A 25,476-nucleotide genomic window follows, 5' to 3' on the forward strand; every position below is an offset into this window, starting at 1 on the left:
ACCGGGCTTTTTCATGTTATTTTTCAGATGATTTTTCTATAAGGAAATTCACAACTTGAAATAGCTCTGGGATACTACCCGCGGTACTGGCATCAGTACGATATTCACCATTAACAATAAAAGATGGTACACCTGTGATACCTGAAGTTTGGCTCATGACCAAAGCCTTTTTCACTTTTGCTTTTACACTGAAAGAATTCATTGTTTTCTTGAAAGCATCACGGTCAATACCTTGCTCAGCAACAAAATCAAGCAGTTGATCTTCAGACGTTAAACGACGCTTTTCGACATGGATAGCATTGAATAATTTTGAATGAATTTTATCAAGATCCCCCATGGCTTCAGCGGCATAATACACTTTTGCTAACTCTAACCAGCTATCGCGGAAAATCGCAGGCACTTTTACAAAGTGTACATTTTCTGGCAATGTTTTTTTCCATGCTGCTACTTCAGGCTCTAATTTAAAGCAGTGTGGGCAGGTGTAAGAAAACATTTCAACGACTTCAATTTTATTATCATCTGGTGTCGCTAATTTCTCAGTAGTAGGAAAATAATGGGTTCCTTCAACGAAATTCATCGGCACAGCAGAAGCTGCCGTCGAAACCAGGCCTAAAAATAGTCCTGTCGCAAGGGTTTTCATTAATTTCATCATCGTTGAGTATCCTTTATTTTCAATTAATTATTACAACGTGCCATACGAATGAAGGCCACTTAAGAACATATTGACACCAAGAAAGGCAAATAAGGTCACGAATAAACCAACGATTGCCCACCATGCCATGGGTTTCCCGTTCCAGCCTTTTGTTAAGCGCATATGTAACCAGGCAGCGTAGTTCAACCAAACAATTAATGCCCAGGTTTCTTTGGGATCCCACGACCAATAACCACCCCAAGCTTCTGCCGCCCATAATGCACCTAAAATAGTTGCCAGAGTGAAGAAGGCAAAACCCAAAGCAATCGTCTTATACATTAAGTCATCCATCAGACTTAACTCTGGCATCGCTTTAACCCAACGACTGTCAGGATTGACCTCTTTTCTCCATACGACCAATACATAGGCCACACCAATCATGGCTGCCATGGAAAAAGAACCATAACCAATGAAATTAGCAGGCACATGAATTTTCATCCAGTAGCTTTGAAGGGCAGGAACAAGCGGCTGAATCTCATCAGCATTTCGTTCAAGGCTATACCAGAGCTGGAAAATCACCGCAGCACTGATAACTAGCAGAACGAAGCCACCCAAACTACGGGTTTGATAACGACGTTCATAAAAGAGATATAACAAAGCGGTCACAACAGAAAAAAGAATAAAGACTTCATACAGATTACTGACAGGAATATGACCGATATCCCCACCATGCAGATAAGACTCACGCCAGCGCACCATAAGACCGATCATACCCATAGTGACAGCGGACCAGGTTAGTCCTGTACCTACTTTTTCTGTAAAACTGGAATGAAAAATATTGCCTGCGAAGTACGTCACTGTTGCCATAACAAATAAAGCACTCATCCACATAAATGCAGACTGACTGGCCAGAATATAACTGAGCCAGAAGTTAGACTCGCCTGCTTCCAGGTTTTGGCCATACAAGGAAACAGCTATCAAGCTTAGTGCTGCAACGGCCAGACTGTGCCAACGAAATCCTGGCCAGTATTGCCCCAAAAAGCCCATACCAATCGCGGTCAGTGCAATGATAGTAATTTCATAATAATCAAGAATATCGTAATAAGTACCGATTAAACCGATACTGACTAAGACCATTAATATGCGCCAGAACCAGGCAGACCATGGTGTCTGTTGCGTCGAGCTCATTGTTGAGAGGTGTGCTGTCATATATTGTGCCTCATCCCATAGCAGAAACTAAGAACATCATGCTTCGTCAGAGTTCCGTGACACTGACTGAAGTTTTGCTTTGATATCCTCAAAATAACTATCAAATTCGCGAGGGTTTCTATTATTCATCCCCGCCAGATAAATTTGCGACTTGCCATCTTTTTCTATCACCCAGGCCCAGAAACGCCGCTGTGGTAAATAAAATAATAAAAACACTCCGGCAATTAAAAATGCACAGCCAAGATAAACAATACTTTTCCCTGGTGCATGTGCTATTTGTAAGCCGGTTGACTGAATTTGATGGTAATCGGTTAATTGTAAAAACACAGGAGAACCATAACGCGGCAGACTCCCTATCGCATCAATTGAGTCCTGTAAAAACAATATCTGAGACTGATCAACTGTCTCATTTTTCTGCAGGTCTAAGCCTGAGAAATAAATACGCCCCAACATTTCTCTCAACATGGCTAAATAGGCCGGAGCTAAGGTGTCACGCTCAGATTCAGGTAAGGTTTTCTCGATAAAATCACTCACTTCACCAAAACCACCGCGATTAAACATTTCAACCAAGGTTTCCAGTGTTTTTTGTAAGCTTTGTGATAAAGCATCATCATTCGTGCTTTGCAGGCTGGCAAGCGTAGCTTGTTTCATCTCTTCTGCAGCTTGCTTCACTACAGTTTTATCATGTAATCGCTTTAGAAAATGATAAAAACCTTCCAAGCTGTCATCGTCATCGGCAGGAATATAAAGGTAAGCAAATTCTTCTGCTGGCGAACTGCGTACACCGCTTAAATAGAAATATCTGCCATCACGTTCAACCGGATTCATATAATTTTGATATTCCAACGCTTCGCCAGTAGGCGCACGAAGCTTGAACCCAACACTTGGGCCAAAATTGCGTACATGCTGTGGATTATCTTCGGTAGGGTCCGGGTTAATATTGAAAGGCCTAAAGTCAGTGATTTCGAGCTGCATTTCTTTATCACCCCACAGCATCTGCTGAGTCTCAAAGACCTTTGTCTGTAAGCTGACCGGCTCCCCTTTATCCGAAAATAAAGGCCATGCCTTCAACGTCAATTCCGAACCACCGTCACCAAAACTGGCTTGGTAAATCGCATAGCCCTTATAAATAAGTGGGTGATTGACGGCGATTGTTGCCTCTAGTGGCTTTTTCAGATCAGAATCATGAATCACCAAGTCCGACTCAAATGATTTGGGCTGGCCGGTGGGATAATGTTCTATACGAAACTGTTTTACTTCAATAGTGAAAGGTAAGTTTTGCACTAAATACCCATCACGCATGGCCAGATAAGCCACACTCGCTGCTCTGCCTTCCGGAATACTCACACTTCCTCTGAAGGCTTGCGGACCGACGGGCAGACGGCTTTCTTTTGGAATTTGTGGTAAAGGTAAATTACGCGTTTCAACATGAATGCGCCCCTGCCACTCAGCAAGTTTTAACGGCAAACTGCTATCAAACAAACCACCTACACAAATAACAATAATCGCTACATGCGTCAGAATATACCCAAGGCGATTCATACCACCTCGCATCGCAGACACTAAAGTACTGCCATTCTTATCCGTTATTCGTGTTCGGTAACCATTTGATGCTAATGTGGATTGAAGATACTCAACCGTTTGTGTCTGTGTATGTGGAGCTTCCCATTCGCTACGATGATGCATTGAGCGTAACGATTTCAGTTGTACATTCGTTCTCAGATTAAATATATCCTTGAACATAGAGGGAGCGTGACGAATCACACATACAGAGGTCGATATCACCAGTAACGCTAATATGGCTAAAAACCAAATCGCACTGTAAACATCATATAGGCCCAGTTTTTCAAAAACGTCAAACCAATATGGCCCAAACTTAATAAGGTAATCAGGATAGGGTTGGTTTTGCTGAAGAACAGTACCAATGATAGAGGCAATAGCTAAGGTGATCAGCAAAGTGATCGCTAATTCCATCGTGCCTAAAAAGTGGAAAACCCGCCAAGCTAAACTGCGATGAGAAACTGATGAATCCTGATGTTGTGACATGGGTGAGCCTTGAAACGAGTTCCGTTACTCGATTTTTTAAATTCTCTACATAGCTACTAAGACTTAGCTATGTAGAGAAAATGTGACGATTATTTCAAACCAAAGACATAAGCTGAGACAGCTTTAATTTCAGCATCACTCATTTTGCTAGCAACATCACGCATCATACCATTGGGATCATTGGATCTTTCCCCTTTAGCAAAAGCATGAAGTTGAGCTTCTACATACGTGCTGTATTGTGATGATATTTTAGGCCATTTTGCTGCTGGCATACCGTTACCATTTGGACCGTGACAGGCCATACAGGCAGGAAGTCCTGTTTCTTTATTACCCGCGCGGAAGATTTTTTCACCCGCAGCCACTAAATCTTCAGAAACCGCACCTGGTGCCATTTTTTTACTAGCAAAATAGGCAGCCAAATCCGCCATATCCTGTTCAGATAAGTTCGCAACCATCGGTGCCATCAACGCATTTTTACGCTCACCACTTTTGAAATTGGCTAATTGTTTCTCAAGGTACCCGGCATTTTGTCCGGCTAACTTAGGAAAGGCATCGGACAAACTATTTCCATCTGTACCATGACAAGCCGCACAAACAGCTGCCTTTTTCTTGCCTGCGTTTATATCACCAGCCGCAATCGCCTGAGCACTCATCGTAACTACCATGCCAAGCATGGTTATCTTTAATAAATTTTTCATTATTTTATTACCTGAAAACTAAGCTAAATCATCATCCAGAACTTTGGGTATGCTACTCTTGTTAGGATAATATTTCACCCAAAATGGTTCCATGTCACAACTATATAGAAAAGCTTATTATAACGGCAGTGCAACCGAACTGTCCCAGTTACCAGACGATCAGGGGTATGAAGTTGCGTTTGCAGGCCGCTCAAATGCCGGAAAATCCAGTGCAATCAATTGCATAACCGGAATCAGCGCGCTTGCAAGAACAAGTAAAACACCTGGCCGAACTCAAATGATCAACTTCTTCAGCTTCGATGATGAGCGGGCATTGGTCGATCTTCCTGGCTATGGCTATGCCAAAGTCCCTGAAAAAATGAAGTTAAAATGGCAGCACACCCTCGCTCAATATCTGGAAACACGTCAGTGTTTGCGGGGAATGATGTTGATGATGGATGTTCGCCACCCACTCAAACCATTTGATATACAAATGTTAACCTGGGCTAACCAAGCAGACTTAGCTGTTCATATTCTGTTGACCAAGTCCGATAAACTCAAAAAGGGTGCAGGTAAACAAAGTTTGTTATCTGTGCGAAATGAATTGCAAAAATTATCATTAAAAGCCTCTGTACAGCTTTTTTCCTCACTCAACAAATCAGGTAAAGAGGAAGCTATTCAAAAACTTGATAACTGGTTTGAGGTCACTGATAATACGCTCCCCTCTTCTGGTGACTAGAGGTTTTAACCATGAGAAAATCATTACTAAAAAGCCGACGTCAATTTATTCAAGGCACGGCTTTAAGTAGTGTTTTTCTCGGTTTCAATTTACCTCTAAAAGCACAACCAATCTCAACAGAATTACAGCAATCCCTTCCCGACTCCATGCTAAAACCGGGAGCGAATTTCAGTAACTACGGTCAACCTTCTGTTTACGAAAAAGATATTATTCGTTGGATATCTGCCAATCCAAACGTTCCTGGAAATGGTGTGTCATGGACACCTTTAGAAGAGTTACAAGGTACTATTACGCCTAATGGCCTGCATTATGAGCGACACCATAATGGCGTGCCTGATATCAATCCGTCCACACATGAAATCTTGATTGATGGTTTGGTCGATAAACCACTAACATTTTCGATTGATGCATTAAAACGTTACCCTCAAACAACAAAAATCTGCTTTATTGAATGCGGAGGTAACAGTAATGCTGGCTGGCGTAGCTCCCCCATTCAGTCTGCCGCAGGCTATGTACATGGCTTAGTCTCTAATGCTGAATGGACAGGCGTTCCTCTCAGACTACTTTTAAATGAATGCGGTATTCAAGCTGAAGCTAAATGGGCGATCGCTGAAGCAGCCGATGGCGCGGCATTAAATGTCAGTATTCCCGTCGAAAAATTACTGGATGATGCGATATTGGCTTTATACCAGAATGGCGAACGTCTTCGTCCCGAAAATGGTTACCCCGTCCGTTTGTTACTGCCTGGTTGGGAAGGCATAGTCAATGTGAAATGGCTACGACAACTAAAATTGGTAGAACAGCCTGCAATGACTCGTGATGAGACCGCCCAGTACACTGACTTATTACCGAGTGGTAAAGCGCGTCAATTCAGCTTCACCATGCAAGCCAAGTCGCTCATTACTAGTCCCTCAGTTGGCATGACACTGCCAGATAATCCTGGCATTTATCAAGTCACCGGACTGGCCTGGTCAGGTAAAGGTAAAATCAGTAAAGTCGAGGTATCTGCAGATGGTGGTGATAGCTGGGTTGAGGCCGAACTTCATACTCCTATTCTGGATAAAGCCTTCACTCGTTTTAGTCTGCCGTGGCAGTGGCAAGGTCAATACGCAGTATTACAGAGCCGGGCAACGGATGAAACAGGCTATCAACAACCTACTCGGCAAGCCCTAATTGCTGAACGAGGTGACAATAGTTTTTTTCACTACAACGCGATCGTCAGTTGGGAAGTTAACGAAGACGGTCAGATTAGTCATATCTATGTTTAGATACCTACTCTTCTTTTTACTATTTTCTCCAGCGCTTGTCGCTGAGCCACTTTTTCAGGCTTTAGGTAAAAATGCTGAACAACAACCGCAGCAAGCGGTATGGAACCTCACCATTACACCTGATGGAAAAAACTTGCCTATCGGACATGGTAATGCACAGCAAGGGGAACAACTTTTTAAACAACATTGTGCAAGCTGTCATGGTTTTGGCGCTATAGGCGCCAGTGCCATGCCTCTGGTCGGTGATGTTGGCTCACTCACTGATGAATATCCAGAGAAAACAGTGAACAGTTATTGGCCTTATGCAACAACGCTTTATGACTATATTCGGCGAGCGATGCCTCCCTCAGCGCCTTTTTCTCTAAACAGTAATGAAATCTACGCACTTTGCGCTTATATTTTAAGCCAGGATGATATACTCGAGAACAATGTGGAACTCAATGAAGTCACACTACCTGAGGTAAAGATGCCTAATCGGGATGGGTTTTCTCCCGTCTATCCAAACAAACGCTGAAATAATTTAAGGATCTGTCTATGAGCCCACGTTACGCATGTACTGCTAACCCTGCCCAGGAATTATTCGACACTGAAAAACTGGGAATGAATAGCGATGCTCTCATCAAAGATTTTAAACGTTATTACGGTACACACTTAGCCCAGGATAAAGGTTGTGCTTCGGGCCACTATCTATACTCGTCGCTGGCTTTAACATTAAGAGATCGTCTGTTCAACCGGATGAAAAAAACCAAGCGCGCCTATGCAGAAAAGCAGTGTAAACACGCTTATTACCTATCAATGGAATTTCTGATGGGAAGAGCCATGGGCAATGCAGTGCTCAACCTGGGCTTAGAAAAAGAAACCGCCCAAGCCCTTAACGAGCTTCATTTAAATTTTGAAGATTTAATCGAAATGGAACATGATGCAGGGCTGGGTAATGGTGGCCTTGGACGTCTGGCTGCCTGCTTTATAGATAGTTGTGCCACATTACAATTACCAGTGACTGGATATGGTCTTCGTTACGAATATGGCATGTTCCAGCAACGTATCGAAAACGGTTTTCAAGTGGAAAAGCCTGATCACTGGCTACAGGATGGCAACCCTTGGGAACTAGAACGCCCAGAATTTACCCAACGTGTGAAATTTGGCGGTCACACCGAATACCACCCAACCGACAGTGGTGATATGAAAGTTCACTGGGTCAACACAAACGATGTATTAGCTATTCCCTTTGATCTACCGATTCCCGGTTATCAAAATGGCACGGTTAATATATTGCGTTTATGGAAAGCCGGTGCCACCGATGAATTCAATTTAGAAGACTTTAACTCAGGCTCTTATACAGAAGCGGTGGCGGCAAAAAATGAAGCTGAAAATATCAGCATGGTGCTTTACCCGAATGATGCCAGTGAGAATGGTAAAGAACTACGTCTGCGCCAACAGTACTTTTTAGCATCCGCCAGCTTGCAGGATATTCTGGATTACTGGGTCACAACACATGGCGAAACATTTGATAATTTTGCTGAGAAAAATTGTTTTCAATTAAACGATACCCATCCCACCGTTGCAGTTGCAGAGCTGATGCGTCTATTAATGGATGAACATAACCTGGGCTGGGATAAAGCTTGGGAAATTACTTCCAATACTATGGCCTATACCAACCATACCTTACTGCCTGAAGCTCTGGAACGCTGGCCGGTCAATATGTTTGGTCGTCTGCTGCCACGCATTCTGGAAATTATTTACGAAATTAATGCTCGCTTCCTGCGTGAAGTCGCCGGACGCTGGCCCGGAGATAAAAACCGTTTATCACGTATGTCGATTATTGAAGAAGGTGATGAAAAGCAAGTTCGCATGGCCCACCTCGCTATCATCGGTAGTTACTCGATTAATGGCGTAGCTGCCTTGCATTCTGAATTATTGAAAAAAGGGTTGTTCCATGATTTTTATGAACTCTGGCCTCATAAGTTCAATAATAAAACCAACGGCGTGACTCAACGTCGCTGGCTGGCTTGGTGTAATCCCGATTTAAGCGAACTGATTACAGACACTATTGGTGATAAATGGATTACTCAGCTGACTGAACTGAAAAAACTGGAAGATTATGCCCATGACAAAGCTTTCCAGAAGAAATGGCACGCTGCTAAATTTGCAAATAAACAACGTTTAGCGAAATTAGTGAAAGATAGCTGCGGCGTCGAATTCAAGCCAGAAGCGATGTTTGATATTCAGGTCAAACGTATTCACGAATATAAACGTCAGTTACTGAATATCCTGCACGTGATCCACCTGTACGACCGCATCAAGCGTGGCGACACCAAAAACATGACACCGCGTTGTGTCTTATTTGGAGGTAAGGCGGCCCCAGGATATGTCATGGCGAAACGCATCATTAAACTGATTAATAATGTCGCCAGCACGGTTAACAATGATCCAGATGTAGGTGATCTGTTAAAAGTTGTGTTTTTGCCAAACTACCAGGTCTCAGCCATGGAAGTGATTTGTCCTGCAGCTGACTTATCAGAACAAATTTCTACCGCGGGTAAAGAAGCGTCTGGTACAGGCAATATGAAGTTCATGATGAACGGTGCAATGACCATTGGTACGCTCGATGGTGCCAATATTGAAATCCGTGATGAAGCTGGTGCAGAAAACTTCTTTCTGTTCGGTCTGACTGAAGATGAAGTGACTGAACTCAAACCGACATACAATCCACGCTTTATTATCGATAATGATGCTGATCTGAAACGCGTTGTCGACTTACTGGAGTCAGGACACTTCAACCAGTGTGAAGAAGGCTGTTTTGATGACATTATTGCGGCCTTTACCAGTCCCAATGACCCGTGGATGACCGTCGCGGACTTCCATAGCTATGTAGAAGCACAAGAACGTGCAGCAGTGGTCTATCAAGATAAGGAACGCTGGATTGCCATGAGCATTATCAACAGTGCCAACAGTGGTATGTTCTCGACAGATAGAACTATGGATGAATACAACAACGATATCTGGAAACTAGAAAAAATTAATCCATAATATTAATTGTACTAATGCCAAGAGAGTGATATCACTCTCTTGGCGAAAGGTATCTTGAGCCGTAGCAGATTACCGGCAAAGTCCGTATAATCTTCGGCTCAACTTCACGCGCCTGTAGCTCAGTTGGATAGAGTACCAGTTTCCGAAGCTGGGGGTCACAGGTTCGATTCCTGTCAGGCGCGCCATTTCACAGTAATTAGCTATTCATTTCTTCAAAGATCCAACCAATTCTAGCTCAACAGAAACTGAAGATCTGAATGTCCGACTTCATGCATTAAGAATTCACGCTTATCAGTGGTACTACTTTGCAAGATAATTGCTCACGTGGCTAACTACGACTTCCTAAGCAATATTAATTGCTAAATATCAACGATCTCAATATGATGCTATTACTTATTTAATACGCGAATGACTATATTAATATCTCATGCACCTACACCAGTTAAGATACATTAGAGAAATTGTTAGAAACGATTTGAGTATATCGAAAGCAGCAAAGGTGTTAAAAACATCACAGCCCAGCGTTAGTAACCAACTTCAACAATTAGAAGAAGAACTTCGGTTAAAGGTGTTTGAACGAAGAGGTAAACGCCTTGTAGCCATCACCCCTATGGGTAAAAATATTCTGGAGATAGCTGAAAGAGTTCTGCGGGATGTTCAGAATATCGAAAGTCTAGCCGATGAAAGCCATGATGAAGAACATGGCACACTCTCAATTGGCACAACGCAAACCCAGGCACTTTATGCACTCCCCAACTCGATAAAAGCCTTCTCTGAACGCTATCCCAATATTCATCTAAATATGCTGCAAGGGTCGCCAAAGGAAATTGCTGAGCTTGCTGCTGTGGGTGAGATAGATTTAGCCATTGCTACAGAAACACTGGATCAAAATCCTGACCTGATAACATTTCCTTGCTATGACTGGAACAGAACTATTGTAGTACCAGACAACCACCCATTGTTATCTGAAAAAATACTCACTTTAGAAGCCGTCGCTAAATATCCCATTTTGACTTATATGATGGAATTTACAGGTCGTGCCCAGCAAGATCAGTCCTTCAAAAACAGAGGCTTGAAACCTAATGTGATATTCACAGCAACTGATGCCGATGTCATAAAAAAATACGTGGGGATAGGTCTGGGGATAGGGATTATTGCCAGCATGGCATTTGATACCAAGAAAGATAGACCACTCAAAGAAATTGATGCCAGTCATCTGTTTCAGCCTAGTACGACTCTACTCGCTTTCCGCCGTGGCTGCTATTTACGCGGCTATACCTACGCCTTTATCGAGTGTTTTGCTCCACACCTGACCAAGGAAGTTATTGAACAAAGATTAACTTAATGACAGCATAACGCTGAACATAATAGTTGATATCCAGACGCTTCATAACTTGTAGTCCCAGAATAAAAAGTAATAAGCATACCGCTTCAAAAGCCAGCCCCCGCTAACCGGCAATATTAAAAAAAGTATGCTCTGTAGCCACAAATCATTTCGCAGTGACCAGATCCCCCCCCCACTCCCCGTCTCGTCATAAATCGATAAATACCAAATGCTACGCTTGATTATATTGCTAGTGCCAAGTCGATAAAACTCTCGCTGAGATTGAGCTAGAGAGGCATCTTCCCTTGCAAAGAACTATAAAATTATTGTCGTTTTCGATACCTTCCAATCATTATTGACTACTCCCAATAGATATTTAATTTTCTCCAGTTTCATCTCGTCACTCATTAAGAGTGGCTGTTATTTCTTCTTAATTCCGATTGTCGGCTTACTTTCCGAAAAAAGGATAATCCAACTTTTTATTCTAAATTTATATATAAATATTAAAAAGCAGCACCATACAAATAACTACTTGTTAAACCCTTGTTTTAAATGATTTTGAATCAACAAAATAAGGCTTGTCTAAACCAATCATCAGCCATCACTACGGTTAATACGTATCAATAATTACCCCCATCCATGATAAATAGTTACTTGAAAATAGTTAACGCTAGCACGTGGGTTTTAATTTTCTAAGTCAGAAAATATAGAACGAACCCATTTTTATATTATTTTAATATAAACATATACAGGTTAAAGTATATGGAGGAGGATAGCTTGAACTGATTTCATTGCTTACAAGTTTTTAAGACTATGTGATGACTATGTGGGAGCAGCAAACAAATATCCCCTATTTTGCTGATAGCTGAAGATCATGCTCATACAAGTTCGTCACTTAAACAGATCAAAATTTAGAAATTTTGTATTCATTAAAACAACATTTATCGAAATTTAAATTTTCATGCCTTAAATCTTTATAGATAAGGGGCAGATAATCAAAGCGAGGAGAGAAAAATGAAGATAACTGAAGTCATAAGAGAGAAGGTTAAGCCTGCTCTTCGATTTATCAGTCCCGTACTGTTTTCCACAGCATTGCTGATGGGTGGTCCAGTAGCGGTTCAAGCTGATGAAACATGTATGTCACCGTATATGGCCAAAATCACAGGTCAGGAAGACTTTGTATATGTGTGGACTCTGGGTATTGAAGGCATGGGTGATGGCCAAGATAAGCTGGTCACTGTATCTGTAAACCCTGATGCTGACGATTTTGGTAAAGTCAGAAGTACTGTGTCTGTTGGTGGTCGTAATGAAGCTCATCACTCAGGCTTTACCGATGATCGTAAATACTTATGGGCTGGTAGCCTAGATACAAGTAAGATTTTCATCTTTGATGTACACACCGATCCAGCTAAACCAAAACTAGTAAAAACCATTGATGATTTTGTTGAAAAATCAGGTGGTGTAGTCGGTCCTCACACTCCTTATGCTCTGCCAGGTCGTATGATATGGACAGCTTTGTCTAACAATCAGGATCACGGTGGACGTACTGCATTGGTTGAATACACCAATGATGGTGAATATATCGATACTTACTGGATTCCAACTGACGATAATCTGCAGGGTGCAGAAAAAACTGGCCAGTATGCTGACGGTTATGGTTATGACATCCAAGTTATGCCACGCCGTAACATGATGCTGACTTCATCTTTCACTGGCTGGTCCAACTATATGATGGACTTCGGTAAAATGCTGAAAGATAAAGAAGCCATGAAACGTTTCGGTAACACCATGGTGATTTGGGATCTACATACACGTCAACCAAAACAAGTTTTAGATGTTGCTGGTGCACCTCTGGAAGTTCGTTGTGCTTGGGATCCTAATCATAACTATTGTTTCAGCATTACAGCTCTAACATCTGAAATCGTCTTGATTGAAGAAGATGGTAAAGGTGGCTGGAAAGCAGAGCCTGTAGCTACAGTTGGTAATCCTGCTGATGTTCCATTACCTGTAGATTTCTCTATCTCTAGTGATGACAAGATGATCTGGGTTAACACCTTTATGGACGGTAAAACCCGTGGTTATGACATTACTGATCCACACCACCCTAAACTTGCACATGAGCAATATATTGGTAAACAGATCAACATGGTGTCTTCAAGCTGGGATAACTCTCGTCTGTACTACACCACCTCACTGCTTGCTAACTGGGATCACAAAGGTGAAAAAGACGTTCAGTTCCTGAAGCTTTACTCTTGGGATGGTAAAGAAATGAAAGAACAGTTCAGCTTGGACTTTTATAAAGAGAAGCTAGGCCGTGCTCACCAAATGCGTTTCGGTGCATACTCACTTTACGGTATGGATGCGAAAGATCATTTACATGAACACGCTCAAGCAGCAAGTGAAAACGCTCAAGTAGCAGCTAAGTAAAAAGTAGGAAATTCACCATGAAGAAACACGTTAAAACTGCTATAGCCACCTTTTTCAGCTTTTTGGTTATTAGCAATTCAGCATTTTCTTTTTCTGGACAAGGAGAACCGCAGACAGCACTCCCTGCTGCGGGTTATGGTGAATTAGACTTCGAGGCACCTAAGGCAGGCAGTTATAAACTGCCTGTCTTAGGCTATGCCCAAAATGCAAAAGCAGTCGATACCGACGATAAATCGGTCAGATTTCATGAATTATTTCGAGGTAAATACACCTTATTAAACTTCATGTACACCCGTTGTGATGATATTAACGGTTGCCCTCTGTCACATGTCGTCTTTGACCGTATCAAAAACAGAGCTGCAAAAGATCCGCTCTTAGCTGAAAATCTGCAGATGTTTAGCATGAGTTTCGATCCCGAACACGACACGCCTGAAGTACTGAAAGAAATGGAACTAGGCGTACATGATCACCTTATGGATCATGGAGATAACTCAGGCCACATGGAAATGGGACATGATGGTCATGAAGGTCACCATATGCCTGATAATTCAGCGCAAAATGAAGTGACATGGAAATACCTCACTACACATTCCTATGATGAGCTGGCACCTGTTCTTGATGCTTATAATCAATCTGTCATTCCCAAAACAGACAGTGATGGCAAGGAAACAGGCAAGTTCTCTCATGTTCTTAGGGTTTTCCTTATCGATCCAGAACTGAGAATACGCAATATTTATAGCGTATCTTTTTTACATCCAGACATCATTATTAATGATCTGAAAACGTTACTTATGGAATATGGTGTTAAGGCTAATCAGACCTCTGACAAGCAAAAGGATGATATTCGAATCGGTGCTCGTGACTCTAAGGAAGGCTATGAGTCGAAAGAGTACGTCACCAATTCTTTGAGCCTGCAAAGCCGTAAAGGTAAAGAGACAGACCTGCTTCGCTTTGTTAAAAATCCACCATTAGGTTTACCAGCAGTTCCTCAACCTGAAGATAACCCGATAACTGAGGATAAAATCAAACTGGGTAAGAAATTATTTTTTGATCGCAGATTATCACTCAACGATACGCAATCCTGTGCAATGTGCCACATTCCCGAACAGGGATTTACCAGTCATGAGTTAATGACCGCCATAGGATTTGAAGGGCGTTCTGTAAGACGCAACGCACCAACTATCTACAATACTGCTTATCTCACCAAGCTTTTTCTAGACGGTCGAGAAACATCACTTGAACACCAGGTATGGCAGCCTATGTTGGCGAGAAATGAAATGGCTAACCCATCATTTGGCGCAGTAATCGAAAAAGTTAAAAAACTTAAAGATTACAATGGCTTATTTGAAGCTGCATTTGATGGACAAAAGGCGAGTCTGATGAATATTGCCAAAGCCATCTCGACCTATGAAAGAACGCTAGTATCGGGTAACTCTAAGTTTGACCGCTGGTATTTTAATAATGAAAAAAATGCTATGTCAGAGTCGGCTATACGTGGCTTTAAACTCTTTACTGGTAAAGCACAATGTATGAGCTGTCATACTATTGCTAAGGATCATGCTTTATTTACAGATAATGGCCTTCATAACACGGGAATCGGCTGGCAACGTGCCATGAAAAAAGATTCTGACACAGAAAAAGTTCAAGTTGCGCCAGGGCGTTATCTCAATGTCAGGAAAGAGATAATCAAATCAGTTGGCAACGAACCTGAAGGTGACATAGGACGTTATGAAATCACCCAAAATCCTGATGATCGCTGGAAATATCGGACACCGACACTTCGTAATATTGCTTTGACAGCGCCTTATATGCACGACGGTTCACTGGCCTCGCTGGAAGATGTCGTTGAGTTTTACAACAAAGGTGGTTTTAAAAATGAAACCCAAGACCCCCTTATCCATCCACTAAACCTGACACGCTCAGAAATGAATGATTTAGTTGCGTTTTTGAAATCTCTCAATGGAGACAATGTCGCTGAGATTATTTCAGATTCATTTGCCACACCTATTGGCGATCACTCAAACGAACATCAGGACACACCATAATGCTCAAGCTAATTCTCACCGTCGTCATGGCATTTTCATGTTTATCAGTTAATGCCAAAGATCTGATGAAACCTGTTGAACCTATCGAAGTAGCTAGTGATTTTACTCTGAAGACCCCAGAAGGCGTTGATCTGAGCTTGAGTGATTTCAAAGGCAAGTTCGTGTTGGTTAATTTCTGGGCTAACTGGTGTTCGCCATGTATCAAGGAACTTCCCGATATGCAGGCTCTTTATGAGCAGGTTGATAGGGATAAATTAGAAATTATCGGTATACATGCGGGTGAATATAATGATGCCGCAGCCGCGTTTATAAAAAAGTATAAGATTAGTTTTCCAATTGTAAGTGATCCTGACACCAGCCTTAAAGGCTGGAAAGTTCTAGCGCTGCCAACCACTTACTTGGTTAATCCTAAGGGTGAGCTTATCTATCAAGCAATAGGACCACGGTCTTGGGATGTCAAACAAATGAAAGCACTCATCAGCCAGTCTACTGGTAAATAGAAAGTACTAAAGCAGGATAGATAATATGTTATTCAAACAACTCTTTGATCCAGAAAGCAGCACTTTAACCTATCTGATAGCAGACACTTTTTCTCGCGAAGCGGCATTAATCGATCCCGTCAAAAGTGAGGTTGAAATCTATAAAGCACTGCTTAATGAATACGGCCTTGTTCTGAAATACTCACTGGAAACTCATGTACATGCCGATCACATCACAGGCAGTGGCATCCTTCGCAAAGAACTGAAGTGTAAAACAGCCGTGAGTCAGGCTTGTGGCGCTAAGTCTCCTGATATTGAAATCGTCGATTGGAGAATCTTTCATCTGGGTGATAACGAGTCAATTACGGCACGAACTACACCTGGACATACACAAGGAAGTGTTTCTTTCTTGTGGCGTGATCGCGTTTTCACAGGTGACAGTTTGCTTATCAATGGTTGCGGGCGTACAGATTTTCAGGGTGGTGATGCCGGTGCCTTATACGACAGTATCACTCTCAAACTTTTCTCTTTGCCTGATGAAACACTTGTTTATCCTGGCCACGACTATAAAGGTTATAGAGTCAGTTCCATTGGACAGGAAAAACGGATCAATCCTCGTCTGGCAGGTAAAACACGAGACGAGTTTATTGAATTGATGAACAACCTCAATCTGCCAAAACCTAAGCTCATCGATATTGCAGTCCCGGCAAACCGCTATTGTGGCGTGGATGAAGAAGATCTGGTTCAGTCATCCGAACCAGAAATGCAAAAACCTGCCGAGGTGAAATCTAAAATCAATGCATCACAATTGGTCGCTCAAATCAAAAATCAGATCGTTGAAATTAGCGTATCTGATACTAAAAATCTGTTAGAGCAAGAATCAGTTTGTTTGATCGACGTTCGAGAAGCTAGTGAATATGAGGAAGGTGTGATAAATGGTGCACTCAAAATTCCACGAGGCCTGCTTGAGTTCAAAATTGGTGATGAAGACGCTGTAAATGTAGTGGATACAAAAATTATTTTATTTTGCCGCTCAGGTAATCGCTCAGCACTCGCCGCCGTAAGTCTAGAAAACATGGGTTACAAGAACGTTATGTCAATGGCTGGTGGTTATCAAGCCTGGAAACAATCATAAAAACTAATCACAACAATCAATACAGATTGGAGAGAGAAATGAAGCATAGTCACTATAATATTTTGATCGTTGGAGGTGGTGCAGGTGGTACCTCTGTTGCAAATGATGTAAAAAAAAGAAACTCCGCATTAACCGTAGCCGTTATTGAGCCATCATCAACACATTATTATCAACCGGCATTTACTTTAGTTGGCGGTGGCGTATTCAAGTTTAAAAATACAGCAAGAAAACAGGCTGATTTGCTTCCAGCCGGTGTGACCTGGTTTCAAAATTATGCAGAAAGCTTCGAGCCTGAAAAGAATACCGTTGTTCTCGATACCGGTTGTGAATTGACATATGACTATCTCGTCGTTTGTCCAGGTCTTCAACTGGACTTTGACAAAATAAAAGGACTCTCAGCCACTTTAGGTCAAAATGGTGTGTGCTGTAATTATTCACCTGATCATGTTGAATACACATGGCAGACAGTGCAGAAAATGCAGTCTGGACGTGCCTTATTTACACAACCACCAATGCCTATTAAATGTGCCGGTGCACCACAAAAAGCCATGTACCTGGCATGTGATTACTTTAAGCAAAAAGGTTACTTGAATAAGATTGATGTCGAGTTCTATAACGCAGGTCCGGGTATATTTGGGGTACCATTTTTTGCTAAAGCTTTAGAAAAAGTCATCAAAAACTATGGCATTCAGACCAATTATGGTCACAAACTTATTGAGATAGATGGACCAGCTAAAAAAGCCATTTTTGAAATTACCGACTCACTCGATAACAAAACAACTGTGACCAAATTTTTCGACATGATACATGTCACACCACCTCAAAGTGCTCCAGACTTCATTAAAAATAGTCCGCTTTCAGATGATAATGGCTGGCTTGATGTACACAAGGAATCTCTGCAGCATACAAAGTACAGCAATGTGTTTGGTTTAGGCGATGTTATCAATACGACGAATGCCAAAACAGCTGCCGCAGTCCGTAAACAAGTTCCAGTGGTCGTGGACAATATATTGCATCTGACTAATTCAGCAAGTGTTGAAAACCGATACCATGGTTATGGCTCCTGCCCGCTCACCACATCACGTTCAACCGCGATGCTCGCTGAATTTTCCTATGGTGGTGAAGTAACGCCATCATTCCCATTCATTGACCCAAGAAAGAACCGTTACAGCTGGTGGCTAGTCAAGCGTTTTGGTCTGCCATGGCTTTATTGGACAATTATGTTAAAAGGTCGCCGAATTGATTTACCGAGCAAAGCAAGTTACGCCAAAAAATTCCTAGACTCTTAATATACTTATAATCTTATAGTATATAATTAAACGCTTATGCTAATAGTATACATTTGGCAAAACTTTGCCAAATGTTGCTAAGCAATGATGAAATATTGTCCAACAGTGACTTATGCCAATTAATAAATTAAAACAAATAACCTCTAAACTGCCCTTAAATAAGTCATTGGTCTCATACGATTGGCAGACTTTTAACAGTGACTTATTCGCTGGCATTATCACGGCCATTCTGTTAATTCCTCAGGGTATGGCCTATGCTTTACTTGCGGGACTACCGGTACAAGTTGGTATCTATACCAGCTTGCTGCCCGCATTAATGTATGTATTGTTTGGTACAAGCAGAGTCTTATCTGTTGGCCCTGTCTCTATCGCAGCAATCATGGTTGCAAGTGCACTATCCTCCCCTGAAATAAAAGCACTTGGAAGCTCAACTCAAAATGCCATGATTTTAGCGTTAGAAGGTGGTTTGATATTAACCATCATGTCTGCTTTCAGAATGGGATCATTAGTACACTTCATAAGCCAGCCAGTACTTTCTGGCTTTACTTCCGGAGCAGCACTAATCATTTTGTTCAGCCAGTTCCCTAACATGATGGGGATAAAGATCGGTTCGTGTACTTCTATTACTGAATGCCTTAACAATGCCCAGTCATCACTAAACATCTTTGATATGGGGATAGGCTTGTTAGCATTGGCTACATTACTGCTTATGGGAGCTCCTCTCAGTAAACTGTTAGTTAACCTTGGCACTCAACAGACAATCAGAACTGGGATAACTAAATCAGCCCCCTTACTTTCCGTAATAATTGGCACAATCTTAGTTACGGCCTACTCATTAGATACAACGCATTCTGTTGAAATTGTCGGCCATATTCCTCAAGGATTACCGGCTATTGGTGTAGGCTTTCTATCAACAAGCTATGACCATTTTCTTGCTCTATTACCTAGTGCTTTTTTTATCAGCCTGATTGCTTATGTTGAGAGTGTAGCAATAGCTAAAGTTATGGCTTCAATCAGAAGTGAGAAAATTGATACCAATCAAGAGCTGACGGCACTTGGAGCATCTAATCTAGCAGCATCAATATCGGGTGGGATGCCTGTTGCAGGCGGTTTCAGTCGTACTATGGTGAACTATTCTGCTGGTGCGCAAACACAAATTGCCATGCTGATTGCTGTCGCTGTAATTTCACTAGTACTCGTGAGTATCTCACAATCGCTGCAATCCATTCCTAAGGCTGCATTAGCATCCATCATCATTGTCGCAGTCTACCCTCTGGTTAAGCTTGGCAGTGTTGTCAATGTCTGGAAGCAGGATAGATCTGATGGAATTAGCCAGCTTATCACCCTGCTAGGAGTGCTAATCCTTGGCATTGAAGAAGGCATTATATTGGGCGTTATCGTCACTATATTTTGCTATTTACGCCGAACTGGCAAACCTCACATTGCCGTAGTTGGTCGAATCCATGATACTGAACATTATAGAAATATTAGACGACATAAGGTAGAAACATGGGATAACCTTTTGTTGATCAGAATTGATGAAAACATTACTTTTGCTAACATCAACTTTATTTCAGAGTTTATTGAAGCAGAATCACGTGAGACAGATGCAAAGAATATCGTGCTGATCTTTTCATCAGTAAGCTATATTGATACAACGGCGATCCTTTATCTTAAGGAACTGATAAACAGCCTGAAACACAAGGGAGTTGTACTTCATCTCGCTGAAGTTAAAGGCCCTGTTATTGATAAACTTGAGAAAATAGATTTCCTTAAGGATTTGCTGCCAGGTCAGGTCTTTTTCCAAACCACTGACGCGGTTAAGTGTTTCGCTCCAAATATTAATGAAGCTTAAGGCCTGCTAACTAATTGCCTCTAGCATTGATACCCTGGCTCTGTGCAATAGAACTTTACTATTCGAAATAGTCACATCAAGACTTTCGGCAATGTGGTCATACGAATAACCGTGAATCAGACGCATCTCACAGACTTGTTGTTGCTTGGTTGATAAACCAGACCACTGCTTTTCAAGCTTCAACAATGTTTGCTGTAATGTGAGCAATGCCTCTGGCTCATCGTTGAAAGTAAGAAAATAGTTTTCTATCTCTCTGCCATACCCTCCATCATGTGAAGTTAGCCACTCCAATGATACACAACGTTTATCTTTTTTTATTCTGTTAAGAGATTTATTAAATACGACCCGGTGCAACCAAGAACCGAGTGAGTCTGTATCGTTTATACTATTCCAGGACTCTATCAGTGTCAGCCAAGTATCCTGCACAACCTCCTCGGCGATTGATGCACCGACAATTGAAGTGGCTTTATTTAATAAAGTTGTATGAAAACAATCAACCAAATACTCAATGCACAATCTACCTTTGGCACTAGACTCACCATCTGTTCCAAGATGTTGTACCGTTGATTTTCTCATTATTCGGACATAAGCCTCGATGCTTCAAACTAATGGGAATTAGGATGTTCTACAAAAAAAACCTGTGATTTATCGATTCTTTATTGACTGGACTAGTCTAGTTTTCATGCCGCAATTGATGCACTGCTCTATGCAATTTTGGAGGGAGTTATTGGATATGAACTTTATCAATTTAATAACAGCCTCGACGGCACAGATTACGGTTCAATATGAATTTGACATAGCATTTCTTAGTGAAAATATATCCAGGCTTGCTCTAACTATTGCCTACTTAATAGTACTTGGCATGGGCATTCATACTCTCTGAGAGTATCTCTCATCTTTGATACTGGATACATAGGACATAAACCAAATATGGCACAAGAAGTGCCATATTTGGCTTGTCAGGTATGCCTAGAAATCCTCAATAATGACTGAGGAAAGTTCTTTACGTTGAATATTTTCTTTGCTTGGTAAAAGCGAGAATGACACGATATTCTGGCCACAATTACTCTTACGCGTAGATAATGATTCATACCAGCGTAAAATCTGTTTACGCTGTTGAACGATGCCAGACTCATCTGTCAACATCAGCAGATGAATCAGTGCAGTCCAATGAATATCTGCAAAGGAATATTTACCAATAATATAAGTATTACCTGTCAGCTGTTTATCTAATGCATCAAGGATCTTAGATAGAGCTTCTTTTGCATGAGCACAAGCATCCTGATCTACTTTGTAACTTGAGTCGGCCATTGGCTGAATAATTTGCTCCTGAACCAAGATATTCACATATGGTGTCGCTTCAGTTACGGCTACATCAACCCAGAAATCCTGCATGGCTGCATCATTAACGTTTTTGGGGACAAGAGAATATCCCAAGCCTCTCGCATTAATGAAAGCCATAATGGCATTCGCGCCAGCAACATTGTAGTCAGCCTCTTTCATACCAGGATATGTTCCAAACTCGAAAATATCGCGGTATTCTTGATTATCCTGCTCGCCCTTGATTGTATCAAGGTAGCCAGTCGTCATTTCCATACCCTGCTCTGCTGCGGTAATAATACATTTTAATGTATCTGCATCCCACGGTGTTCCAAGCAATTGCAGCATATACTGTGTTTTTTTCATATCACCTGCGCTGCCATAGCCGCCTTCAAGGTTTACTGGAGCACGTTGTTCAAATAAGTCCATCATCAACTTCCTTTCTATTTACCTGTTAGATAATTACGCTACTTGACTGGCACCAGATTGCATATCTGCCTGGAAACCCTCAATATTCAAAGAACCGGACATTTTTCCTTCCAGCCGTGATATCCATTTACCAATATTTGGATAATCAGTCAGATCGTATCCACCAACACGTAGTACATATATATAAGCAGCAACATGTGGATCAGCAAAGCTGAGCTGGCCTACTATAAATTCATTTTCTGCCAGAATTTTTTCTAAACTTTTTAATACATCACTTAAAGTAGCGGTGTCTTTTTCTGTCATAGAATTATTAATGAAAGCCTGAGTGGCTGGTCCAAACGTTTGATAACAAACATCTATCCAGTAATTTTGTAAGCCAAGGTTTCTTGCTTTTTTGGGAATAAGTGAAACTCCCTTACCTTTGACATCAATATAAGTCAGGATCGCCCGAACACCAGAGACACTAAAATCACCTTGAGTTAAATTAGGTACCTTGTCAGATGTTTCCAGATACTGATAGCTATTAACTTGATCAACTGCTACTTCTGATGAAGCAAGCGTCGTTTTTAATGGAACATCTCTAATGCCTGCCATAAGTAGACATTTCATTGTTGAGACTTGTCCTTTCAGACCAAGTAATTCCAGATTATTACTACCCTTATCTTTCTTTCTACTAAATAAGCCCATCATTCCACCTCTATAAATAGTTTTTATAATCAAACGGAATAACCATCGCTCTATGTGGCTTTAATTCACTAATGGAAGTGATAACTTGATTATTCGTTTGTAAAAATAATAACCATTTCCAGAGTAAAGTTATGTACGTACTTATTCATATATAAGCTTGATTAATGGCGAAATATTGAAAAAAAGATCATCTTTAGGGAATTTTTTGCAAAAAAAAGAGCAACAATCAACTCGTCGCTCCCACAATAAACAGATCTGATTTACCTAGAGAAAGTAAAAAGACCTTGAAAGATTTATGTATCTTTCATGATAGATAAGTCGACATAGTCGAACCCGGATGCAATAGCTATTTTCAAAACATCAGATAATGAGTTTGCACCAAGCTTCTCCATCACATGAACGCGATGTAACTCAACAGTTCGAATGCTGATGTCCATATCAAAGGCAATCTGCTTATTTCTATATCCGTCCACCATTCCTCTCAAAACCTGATGCTCTCGTGGTGTAAGACTATTTACAGCCTCTTTGGCATTAGACTCAAACAGCTCCTGCCGGCGTTTATCCATCCGGTCAGCAATACAGTCTTTTATAATCCCTATGAGCTTGGTAGAGTCAAAAGGCTTTTCCAGAAAGTCATAAGCACCACTTTTCAACGCTTTGACTGCCGTTGGAATATCACCATGCCCTGTGATACAAATTACCGGGATCTTGATATCACGCTTATGCATCTCTTCCATGACCTCCATGCCAGACATATTTGGCATACATAAGTCCAGAACGATACATCCACACTCTGTTTCTTCTACCTCAGACATAAATATTATGGGATCACCGTACGCAATAACATCAAAATCTTCTGAGCGTAATAACATAGATAACGATCCTCTAACCGCATCATCATCATCAACTATGTATACCTGTTTCATTTTTTAGTCCTCTAAAAATTCGATATCTTCTACAGGAAGAGTGAATTTAAATGTCGTTCCACCATACTCATTCTGCTCCACCAGCAATCTCCCGCCATGTGTGTAGATAATCGAACGTGTTATTGCAAGCCCCATCCCCATACCTTCAGGCTTTGTTGTATAGAAGGGTTCAAAAATTTTATTAATTTCATAATCTGTCAAACCAGGCCCACTATCCTGAACAGAAACCCAGACTTCCTGATTATCAGAATTCGACTCAATGATTAATCGGCGCTTATCGGTATCAAGCTCTCTCATTGCCTCGATTGCATTCTTAATTAAATTGATAAGTATTTGTTCAATCAAAATACGATCAGCAAATACCTGAGGTAGATTATCAGTGAGATGTAATTCTACTTCAGGATCTTGCTCCTGAAATTCGAACCGCATTAAATTAATAGCCGATTCAATCAGGCCATTTACGCTGATACTTTTTCTGGAATCATCTTTTTTAACAAAGTTTCTCAGCTCATGCATGATTTGTTGTGCCCTGATAGCTTGGGCTGAAACATTTTCCAATGCTGAGAGTACTTCTTCTTTTGTTGTCTTATCTTGTTCAATCAAGGTGATACATGCGCGACTGTATGCCTCGATCGAAGTAAGTGGTTGTGATAACTCATGTGCAAGCTGTGAGCTCATTTCACCAATTGTGACCATCCTTGATGTATGTGCTGACTCAAGAAGATGTTTCTTTTCAAGCTCTTCATCACTTTTCGATTTAGTAATATCTGCTGTTAATACAACAAAACCTGTTACTTCTCCTGACTCAGAGAAATTTGGTACATAAGTGCTTCGAATAAAAATTACACCCATACTAGGGTAACTAATTCTTTCCTCGAAGGTGACAATATTGCCAGCCATGACCTTATTGACATATTTTTCTACTATTTTGTACGACTGTTCTCCAATGACTTCCCATACTTTCCGGCCACAGATAGCTTCTCGGGATAGACCAAACCATTTCTCAAATGCCTTGTTATTGAATTGATAACAGAGATTGTTATCTACATAAGCAATTAACTCCGGGATGGCATTAATAACCAATCGTAATTGCTGTTCACTTTGATGGAGAGCTCGTTCAATTTTCTGCCTTTTCTTTTCTTCTTGGACCTTGAAAGTCACCTCTTGTAATATGACCGTTAATATTGGCTCTGAAGTTGACTTTGCCAATAAGGAAACTGTCATATCAAAATATCGATTTCCATTAGGTCCAGTGGAAGCGACTGTTTGATTTCCGCTGTAGTTGGTATGCTCTGCACTTAATACGGAGTTGATCAATCTTTTGACGTCATCAACATAGTCGGGCAGAAAAACATCGCAGATATAGGTACTTACAAGCTCACGCTCGCTGAACTCAAGCAAGTTCTGAGCACTTGCATTTAGATTTAATATTTTTCCTTTTGAATCTAGATTCAAGACACCTATTGGAATCCTATCTAATAACTTATCCAAATAGCTGGCTATCAGCGGCTGGCTTGTCATACTTGCCATCCGCTCTCTCTCAACCTCGGCTATAGTTGTTTCATATTTCCGCTGCTTCTCAATAGCGTTAACCTCTTCCTGGAGCAGCTCCAAGAAGTCCTCGGCTTTCTGAAAGTTATAAGTGCTCACATCGGAACTTAGAAAGGGTGAGAAAAGAATGGCCTTTTTTATGGCATCTCTTTGACTTTCATTACAAAAAATAATGACCTTTATCCCCTTGTGAAGGACAAGCGTATGCTCGGCGATTCTGATGGGTTCCTGAACATTTAAACCCAAAACAAGTATATCTGGGACACCGAACTTATTTTCCAGGCAATGATAAAGTCCATCCGGTGAGTCTATTTTTTCTAAAAATACGCCGGCACTTAAATTTACATTTAAGTAATCCAGCAAGTCTCCATAACCATCATCAAGGAATAACGAAATTCGACTGCTCATA

General features: G+C 41.2%; 20 protein-coding genes and 1 tRNA gene. 12 read left to right on the plus strand and 9 right to left on the minus strand.

Annotated features, from left to right (window positions below; all coding sequences use genetic code 11):
• Positions 1-16 precede the first annotated feature (16 nt).
• From BM232_RS01150 to BM232_RS01165, 4 genes are all read right to left on the minus strand, one after another.
• Complete coding sequence (locus BM232_RS01150) at positions 17-652, minus strand: thiol:disulfide interchange protein DsbA/DsbL (RefSeq protein ID WP_091711349.1); 636 nt, start codon at positions 650-652, stop codon at positions 17-19.
• Between the two features lie 30 nt (positions 653-682).
• Positions 683-1,840: a c-type cytochrome biogenesis protein CcsB gene (gene ccsB, locus BM232_RS01155; protein WP_091711350.1), complete on the minus strand. Its 1,158-nt coding sequence runs from the start codon at positions 1,838-1,840 to the stop codon at positions 683-685.
• Between the two features lie 36 nt (positions 1,841-1,876).
• Positions 1,877-3,886 carry a cytochrome c biogenesis protein ResB gene (locus tag BM232_RS01160; protein ID WP_091711351.1) on the minus strand — a complete coding sequence of 670 codons (2,010 nt, stop codon included), beginning with the start codon at positions 3,884-3,886 and terminating at the stop codon, positions 1,877-1,879.
• 89 nt (positions 3,887-3,975) lie between these two features.
• Positions 3,976-4,584: a c-type cytochrome gene (locus tag BM232_RS01165; RefSeq protein ID WP_091711352.1), complete on the minus strand. Its 609-nt coding sequence runs from the start codon at positions 4,582-4,584 to the stop codon at positions 3,976-3,978.
• Between the two features lie 91 nt (positions 4,585-4,675).
• Here BM232_RS01165 and yihA point away from each other — a divergent pair, with 91 nt between their 5' ends.
• The 12 genes from yihA (at position 4,676) to BM232_RS01225 (ending at position 20,154) form a co-directional block, all read left to right on the plus strand.
• Positions 4,676-5,302, plus strand: a complete 627-nt coding sequence (yihA, locus tag BM232_RS01170; protein WP_091711353.1) for a ribosome biogenesis GTP-binding protein YihA/YsxC — start codon at positions 4,676-4,678, stop codon at positions 5,300-5,302.
• Between the two features lie 11 nt (positions 5,303-5,313).
• Positions 5,314-6,570 (plus strand): sulfite dehydrogenase, encoded by a 1,257-nt coding sequence (gene soxC, locus BM232_RS01175; protein WP_091711354.1) that lies wholly within the window; start codon positions 5,314-5,316, stop codon positions 6,568-6,570.
• Entirely contained in the window at positions 6,563-7,084 is a 522-nt protein-coding gene (locus BM232_RS01180; RefSeq protein WP_091711355.1) for a c-type cytochrome, read from the plus strand. The genes soxC and BM232_RS01180 overlap by 8 nt, the downstream gene beginning before the upstream one ends.
• 20 nt (positions 7,085-7,104) lie before the next feature.
• The gene (locus BM232_RS01185; protein WP_091711356.1) at positions 7,105-9,600 is read left to right on the plus strand and encodes a glycogen/starch/alpha-glucan phosphorylase; all 2,496 of its coding nucleotides are present in this window, start codon (positions 7,105-7,107) and stop codon (positions 9,598-9,600) included.
• Positions 9,601-9,708: 108 nt separating this feature from the next.
• Positions 9,709-9,785, plus strand: a tRNA-Arg gene (locus BM232_RS01190).
• 242 nt (positions 9,786-10,027) lie between these two features.
• On the plus strand, positions 10,028-10,945 hold the full coding sequence (locus BM232_RS01195; RefSeq protein WP_091711357.1) for a CysB family HTH-type transcriptional regulator: 918 nt from the start codon (positions 10,028-10,030) through the stop codon (positions 10,943-10,945).
• 993 nt (positions 10,946-11,938) lie between these two features.
• The gene (gene mtoX, locus BM232_RS01200; RefSeq protein ID WP_091711358.1) at positions 11,939-13,351 is read left to right on the plus strand and encodes a methanethiol oxidase; all 1,413 of its coding nucleotides are present in this window, start codon (positions 11,939-11,941) and stop codon (positions 13,349-13,351) included.
• A 17-nt stretch (positions 13,352-13,368) separates the two neighbouring features.
• Positions 13,369-15,396 carry a cytochrome c peroxidase gene (locus BM232_RS01205; RefSeq protein WP_091711359.1) on the plus strand — a complete coding sequence of 676 codons (2,028 nt, stop codon included), beginning with the start codon at positions 13,369-13,371 and terminating at the stop codon, positions 15,394-15,396.
• Positions 15,396-15,896 carry a TlpA disulfide reductase family protein gene (locus BM232_RS01210; protein ID WP_091711360.1) on the plus strand — a complete coding sequence of 167 codons (501 nt, stop codon included), beginning with the start codon at positions 15,396-15,398 and terminating at the stop codon, positions 15,894-15,896. Before BM232_RS01205 ends, BM232_RS01210 begins: the two co-directional genes overlap by 1 nt.
• Before the next feature lie 25 nt (positions 15,897-15,921).
• The gene (locus tag BM232_RS01215; protein WP_091711361.1) at positions 15,922-17,010 is read left to right on the plus strand and encodes a rhodanese-like domain-containing protein; all 1,089 of its coding nucleotides are present in this window, start codon (positions 15,922-15,924) and stop codon (positions 17,008-17,010) included.
• 38 nt (positions 17,011-17,048) lie between these two features.
• Entirely contained in the window at positions 17,049-18,299 is a 1,251-nt protein-coding gene (locus BM232_RS01220; RefSeq protein WP_091711362.1) for an NAD(P)/FAD-dependent oxidoreductase, read from the plus strand.
• A gap of 112 nt (positions 18,300-18,411) precedes the next feature.
• Positions 18,412-20,154, plus strand: coding sequence for a SulP family inorganic anion transporter (locus BM232_RS01225; protein WP_091711363.1), 1,743 nt, complete (start codon positions 18,412-18,414; stop codon positions 20,152-20,154).
• Positions 20,155-20,160: 6 nt separating this feature from the next.
• On the opposite strand, the gene BM232_RS01230 is transcribed toward BM232_RS01225, so the two are convergent.
• From BM232_RS01230 to BM232_RS01250, 5 genes are all read right to left on the minus strand, one after another.
• Positions 20,161-20,730, minus strand: a complete 570-nt coding sequence (locus BM232_RS01230) for an RNA polymerase sigma factor (RefSeq protein ID WP_091711364.1) — start codon at positions 20,728-20,730, stop codon at positions 20,161-20,163.
• 393 nt (positions 20,731-21,123) lie between these two features.
• On the minus strand, positions 21,124-21,906 hold the full coding sequence (locus BM232_RS01235) for a glutathione S-transferase family protein (RefSeq protein WP_143092239.1): 783 nt from the start codon (positions 21,904-21,906) through the stop codon (positions 21,124-21,126).
• Between the two features lie 30 nt (positions 21,907-21,936).
• Positions 21,937-22,623: a glutathione S-transferase family protein gene (locus BM232_RS01240; RefSeq protein ID WP_143092240.1), complete on the minus strand. Its 687-nt coding sequence runs from the start codon at positions 22,621-22,623 to the stop codon at positions 21,937-21,939.
• A 260-nt stretch (positions 22,624-22,883) separates the two neighbouring features.
• Positions 22,884-23,516, minus strand: coding sequence for a response regulator transcription factor (locus tag BM232_RS01245; protein WP_091711367.1), 633 nt, complete (start codon positions 23,514-23,516; stop codon positions 22,884-22,886).
• Positions 23,517-23,519: 3 nt separating this feature from the next.
• The gene (locus BM232_RS01250; protein ID WP_091711368.1) at positions 23,520-25,475 is read right to left on the minus strand and encodes a PAS domain-containing sensor histidine kinase; all 1,956 of its coding nucleotides are present in this window, start codon (positions 25,473-25,475) and stop codon (positions 23,520-23,522) included.
• Between the last annotated feature and the right edge of the window lies 1 nt (position 25,476).

Source organism: Methylophaga sulfidovorans (assembly GCF_900114205.1).
In the GTDB taxonomy this organism is placed as follows: domain Bacteria; phylum Pseudomonadota; class Gammaproteobacteria; order Nitrosococcales; family Methylophagaceae; genus Methylophaga; species Methylophaga sulfidovorans.

Bases quoted from the DNA above. Each gene is read 5' to 3' on its own strand.
- BM232_RS01185 (WP_091711356.1), top strand. From the start codon at position 7,105: ATGAGCCCACGTTACGCATGTACTGCTAACCCTGCCCAGGAATTATTC.
- BM232_RS01235 (WP_143092239.1), bottom strand. From the start codon at position 21,906: ATGATGGACTTATTTGAACAACGTGCTCCAGTAAACCTTGAAGGCGGC.
- BM232_RS01230 (WP_091711364.1), bottom strand. From the start codon at position 20,730: ATGAGAAAATCAACGGTACAACATCTTGGAACAGATGGTGAGTCTAGT.
- BM232_RS01210 (WP_091711360.1), top strand. From the start codon at position 15,396: ATGCTCAAGCTAATTCTCACCGTCGTCATGGCATTTTCATGTTTATCA.
- BM232_RS01160 (WP_091711351.1), bottom strand. From the start codon at position 3,886: ATGTCACAACATCAGGATTCATCAGTTTCTCATCGCAGTTTAGCTTGG.
- BM232_RS01180 (WP_091711355.1), top strand. From the start codon at position 6,563: ATGTTTAGATACCTACTCTTCTTTTTACTATTTTCTCCAGCGCTTGTC.
- BM232_RS01150 (WP_091711349.1), bottom strand. From the start codon at position 652: ATGATGAAATTAATGAAAACCCTTGCGACAGGACTATTTTTAGGCCTG.
- soxC (WP_091711354.1), top strand. From the start codon at position 5,314: ATGAGAAAATCATTACTAAAAAGCCGACGTCAATTTATTCAAGGCACG.
- ccsB (WP_091711350.1), bottom strand. From the start codon at position 1,840: ATGACAGCACACCTCTCAACAATGAGCTCGACGCAACAGACACCATGG.
- BM232_RS01165 (WP_091711352.1), bottom strand. From the start codon at position 4,584: ATGAAAAATTTATTAAAGATAACCATGCTTGGCATGGTAGTTACGATG.
- BM232_RS01220 (WP_091711362.1), top strand. From the start codon at position 17,049: ATGAAGCATAGTCACTATAATATTTTGATCGTTGGAGGTGGTGCAGGT.
- yihA (WP_091711353.1), top strand. From the start codon at position 4,676: ATGTCACAACTATATAGAAAAGCTTATTATAACGGCAGTGCAACCGAA.
- BM232_RS01245 (WP_091711367.1), bottom strand. From the start codon at position 23,516: ATGAAACAGGTATACATAGTTGATGATGATGATGCGGTTAGAGGATCG.
- BM232_RS01250 (WP_091711368.1), bottom strand. From the start codon at position 25,475: ATGAGCAGTCGAATTTCGTTATTCCTTGATGATGGTTATGGAGACTTG.
- BM232_RS01215 (WP_091711361.1), top strand. From the start codon at position 15,922: ATGTTATTCAAACAACTCTTTGATCCAGAAAGCAGCACTTTAACCTAT.
- BM232_RS01205 (WP_091711359.1), top strand. From the start codon at position 13,369: ATGAAGAAACACGTTAAAACTGCTATAGCCACCTTTTTCAGCTTTTTG.
- mtoX (WP_091711358.1), top strand. From the start codon at position 11,939: ATGAAGATAACTGAAGTCATAAGAGAGAAGGTTAAGCCTGCTCTTCGA.
- BM232_RS01225 (WP_091711363.1), top strand. From the start codon at position 18,412: ATGCCAATTAATAAATTAAAACAAATAACCTCTAAACTGCCCTTAAAT.
- BM232_RS01195 (WP_091711357.1), top strand. From the start codon at position 10,028: ATGCACCTACACCAGTTAAGATACATTAGAGAAATTGTTAGAAACGAT.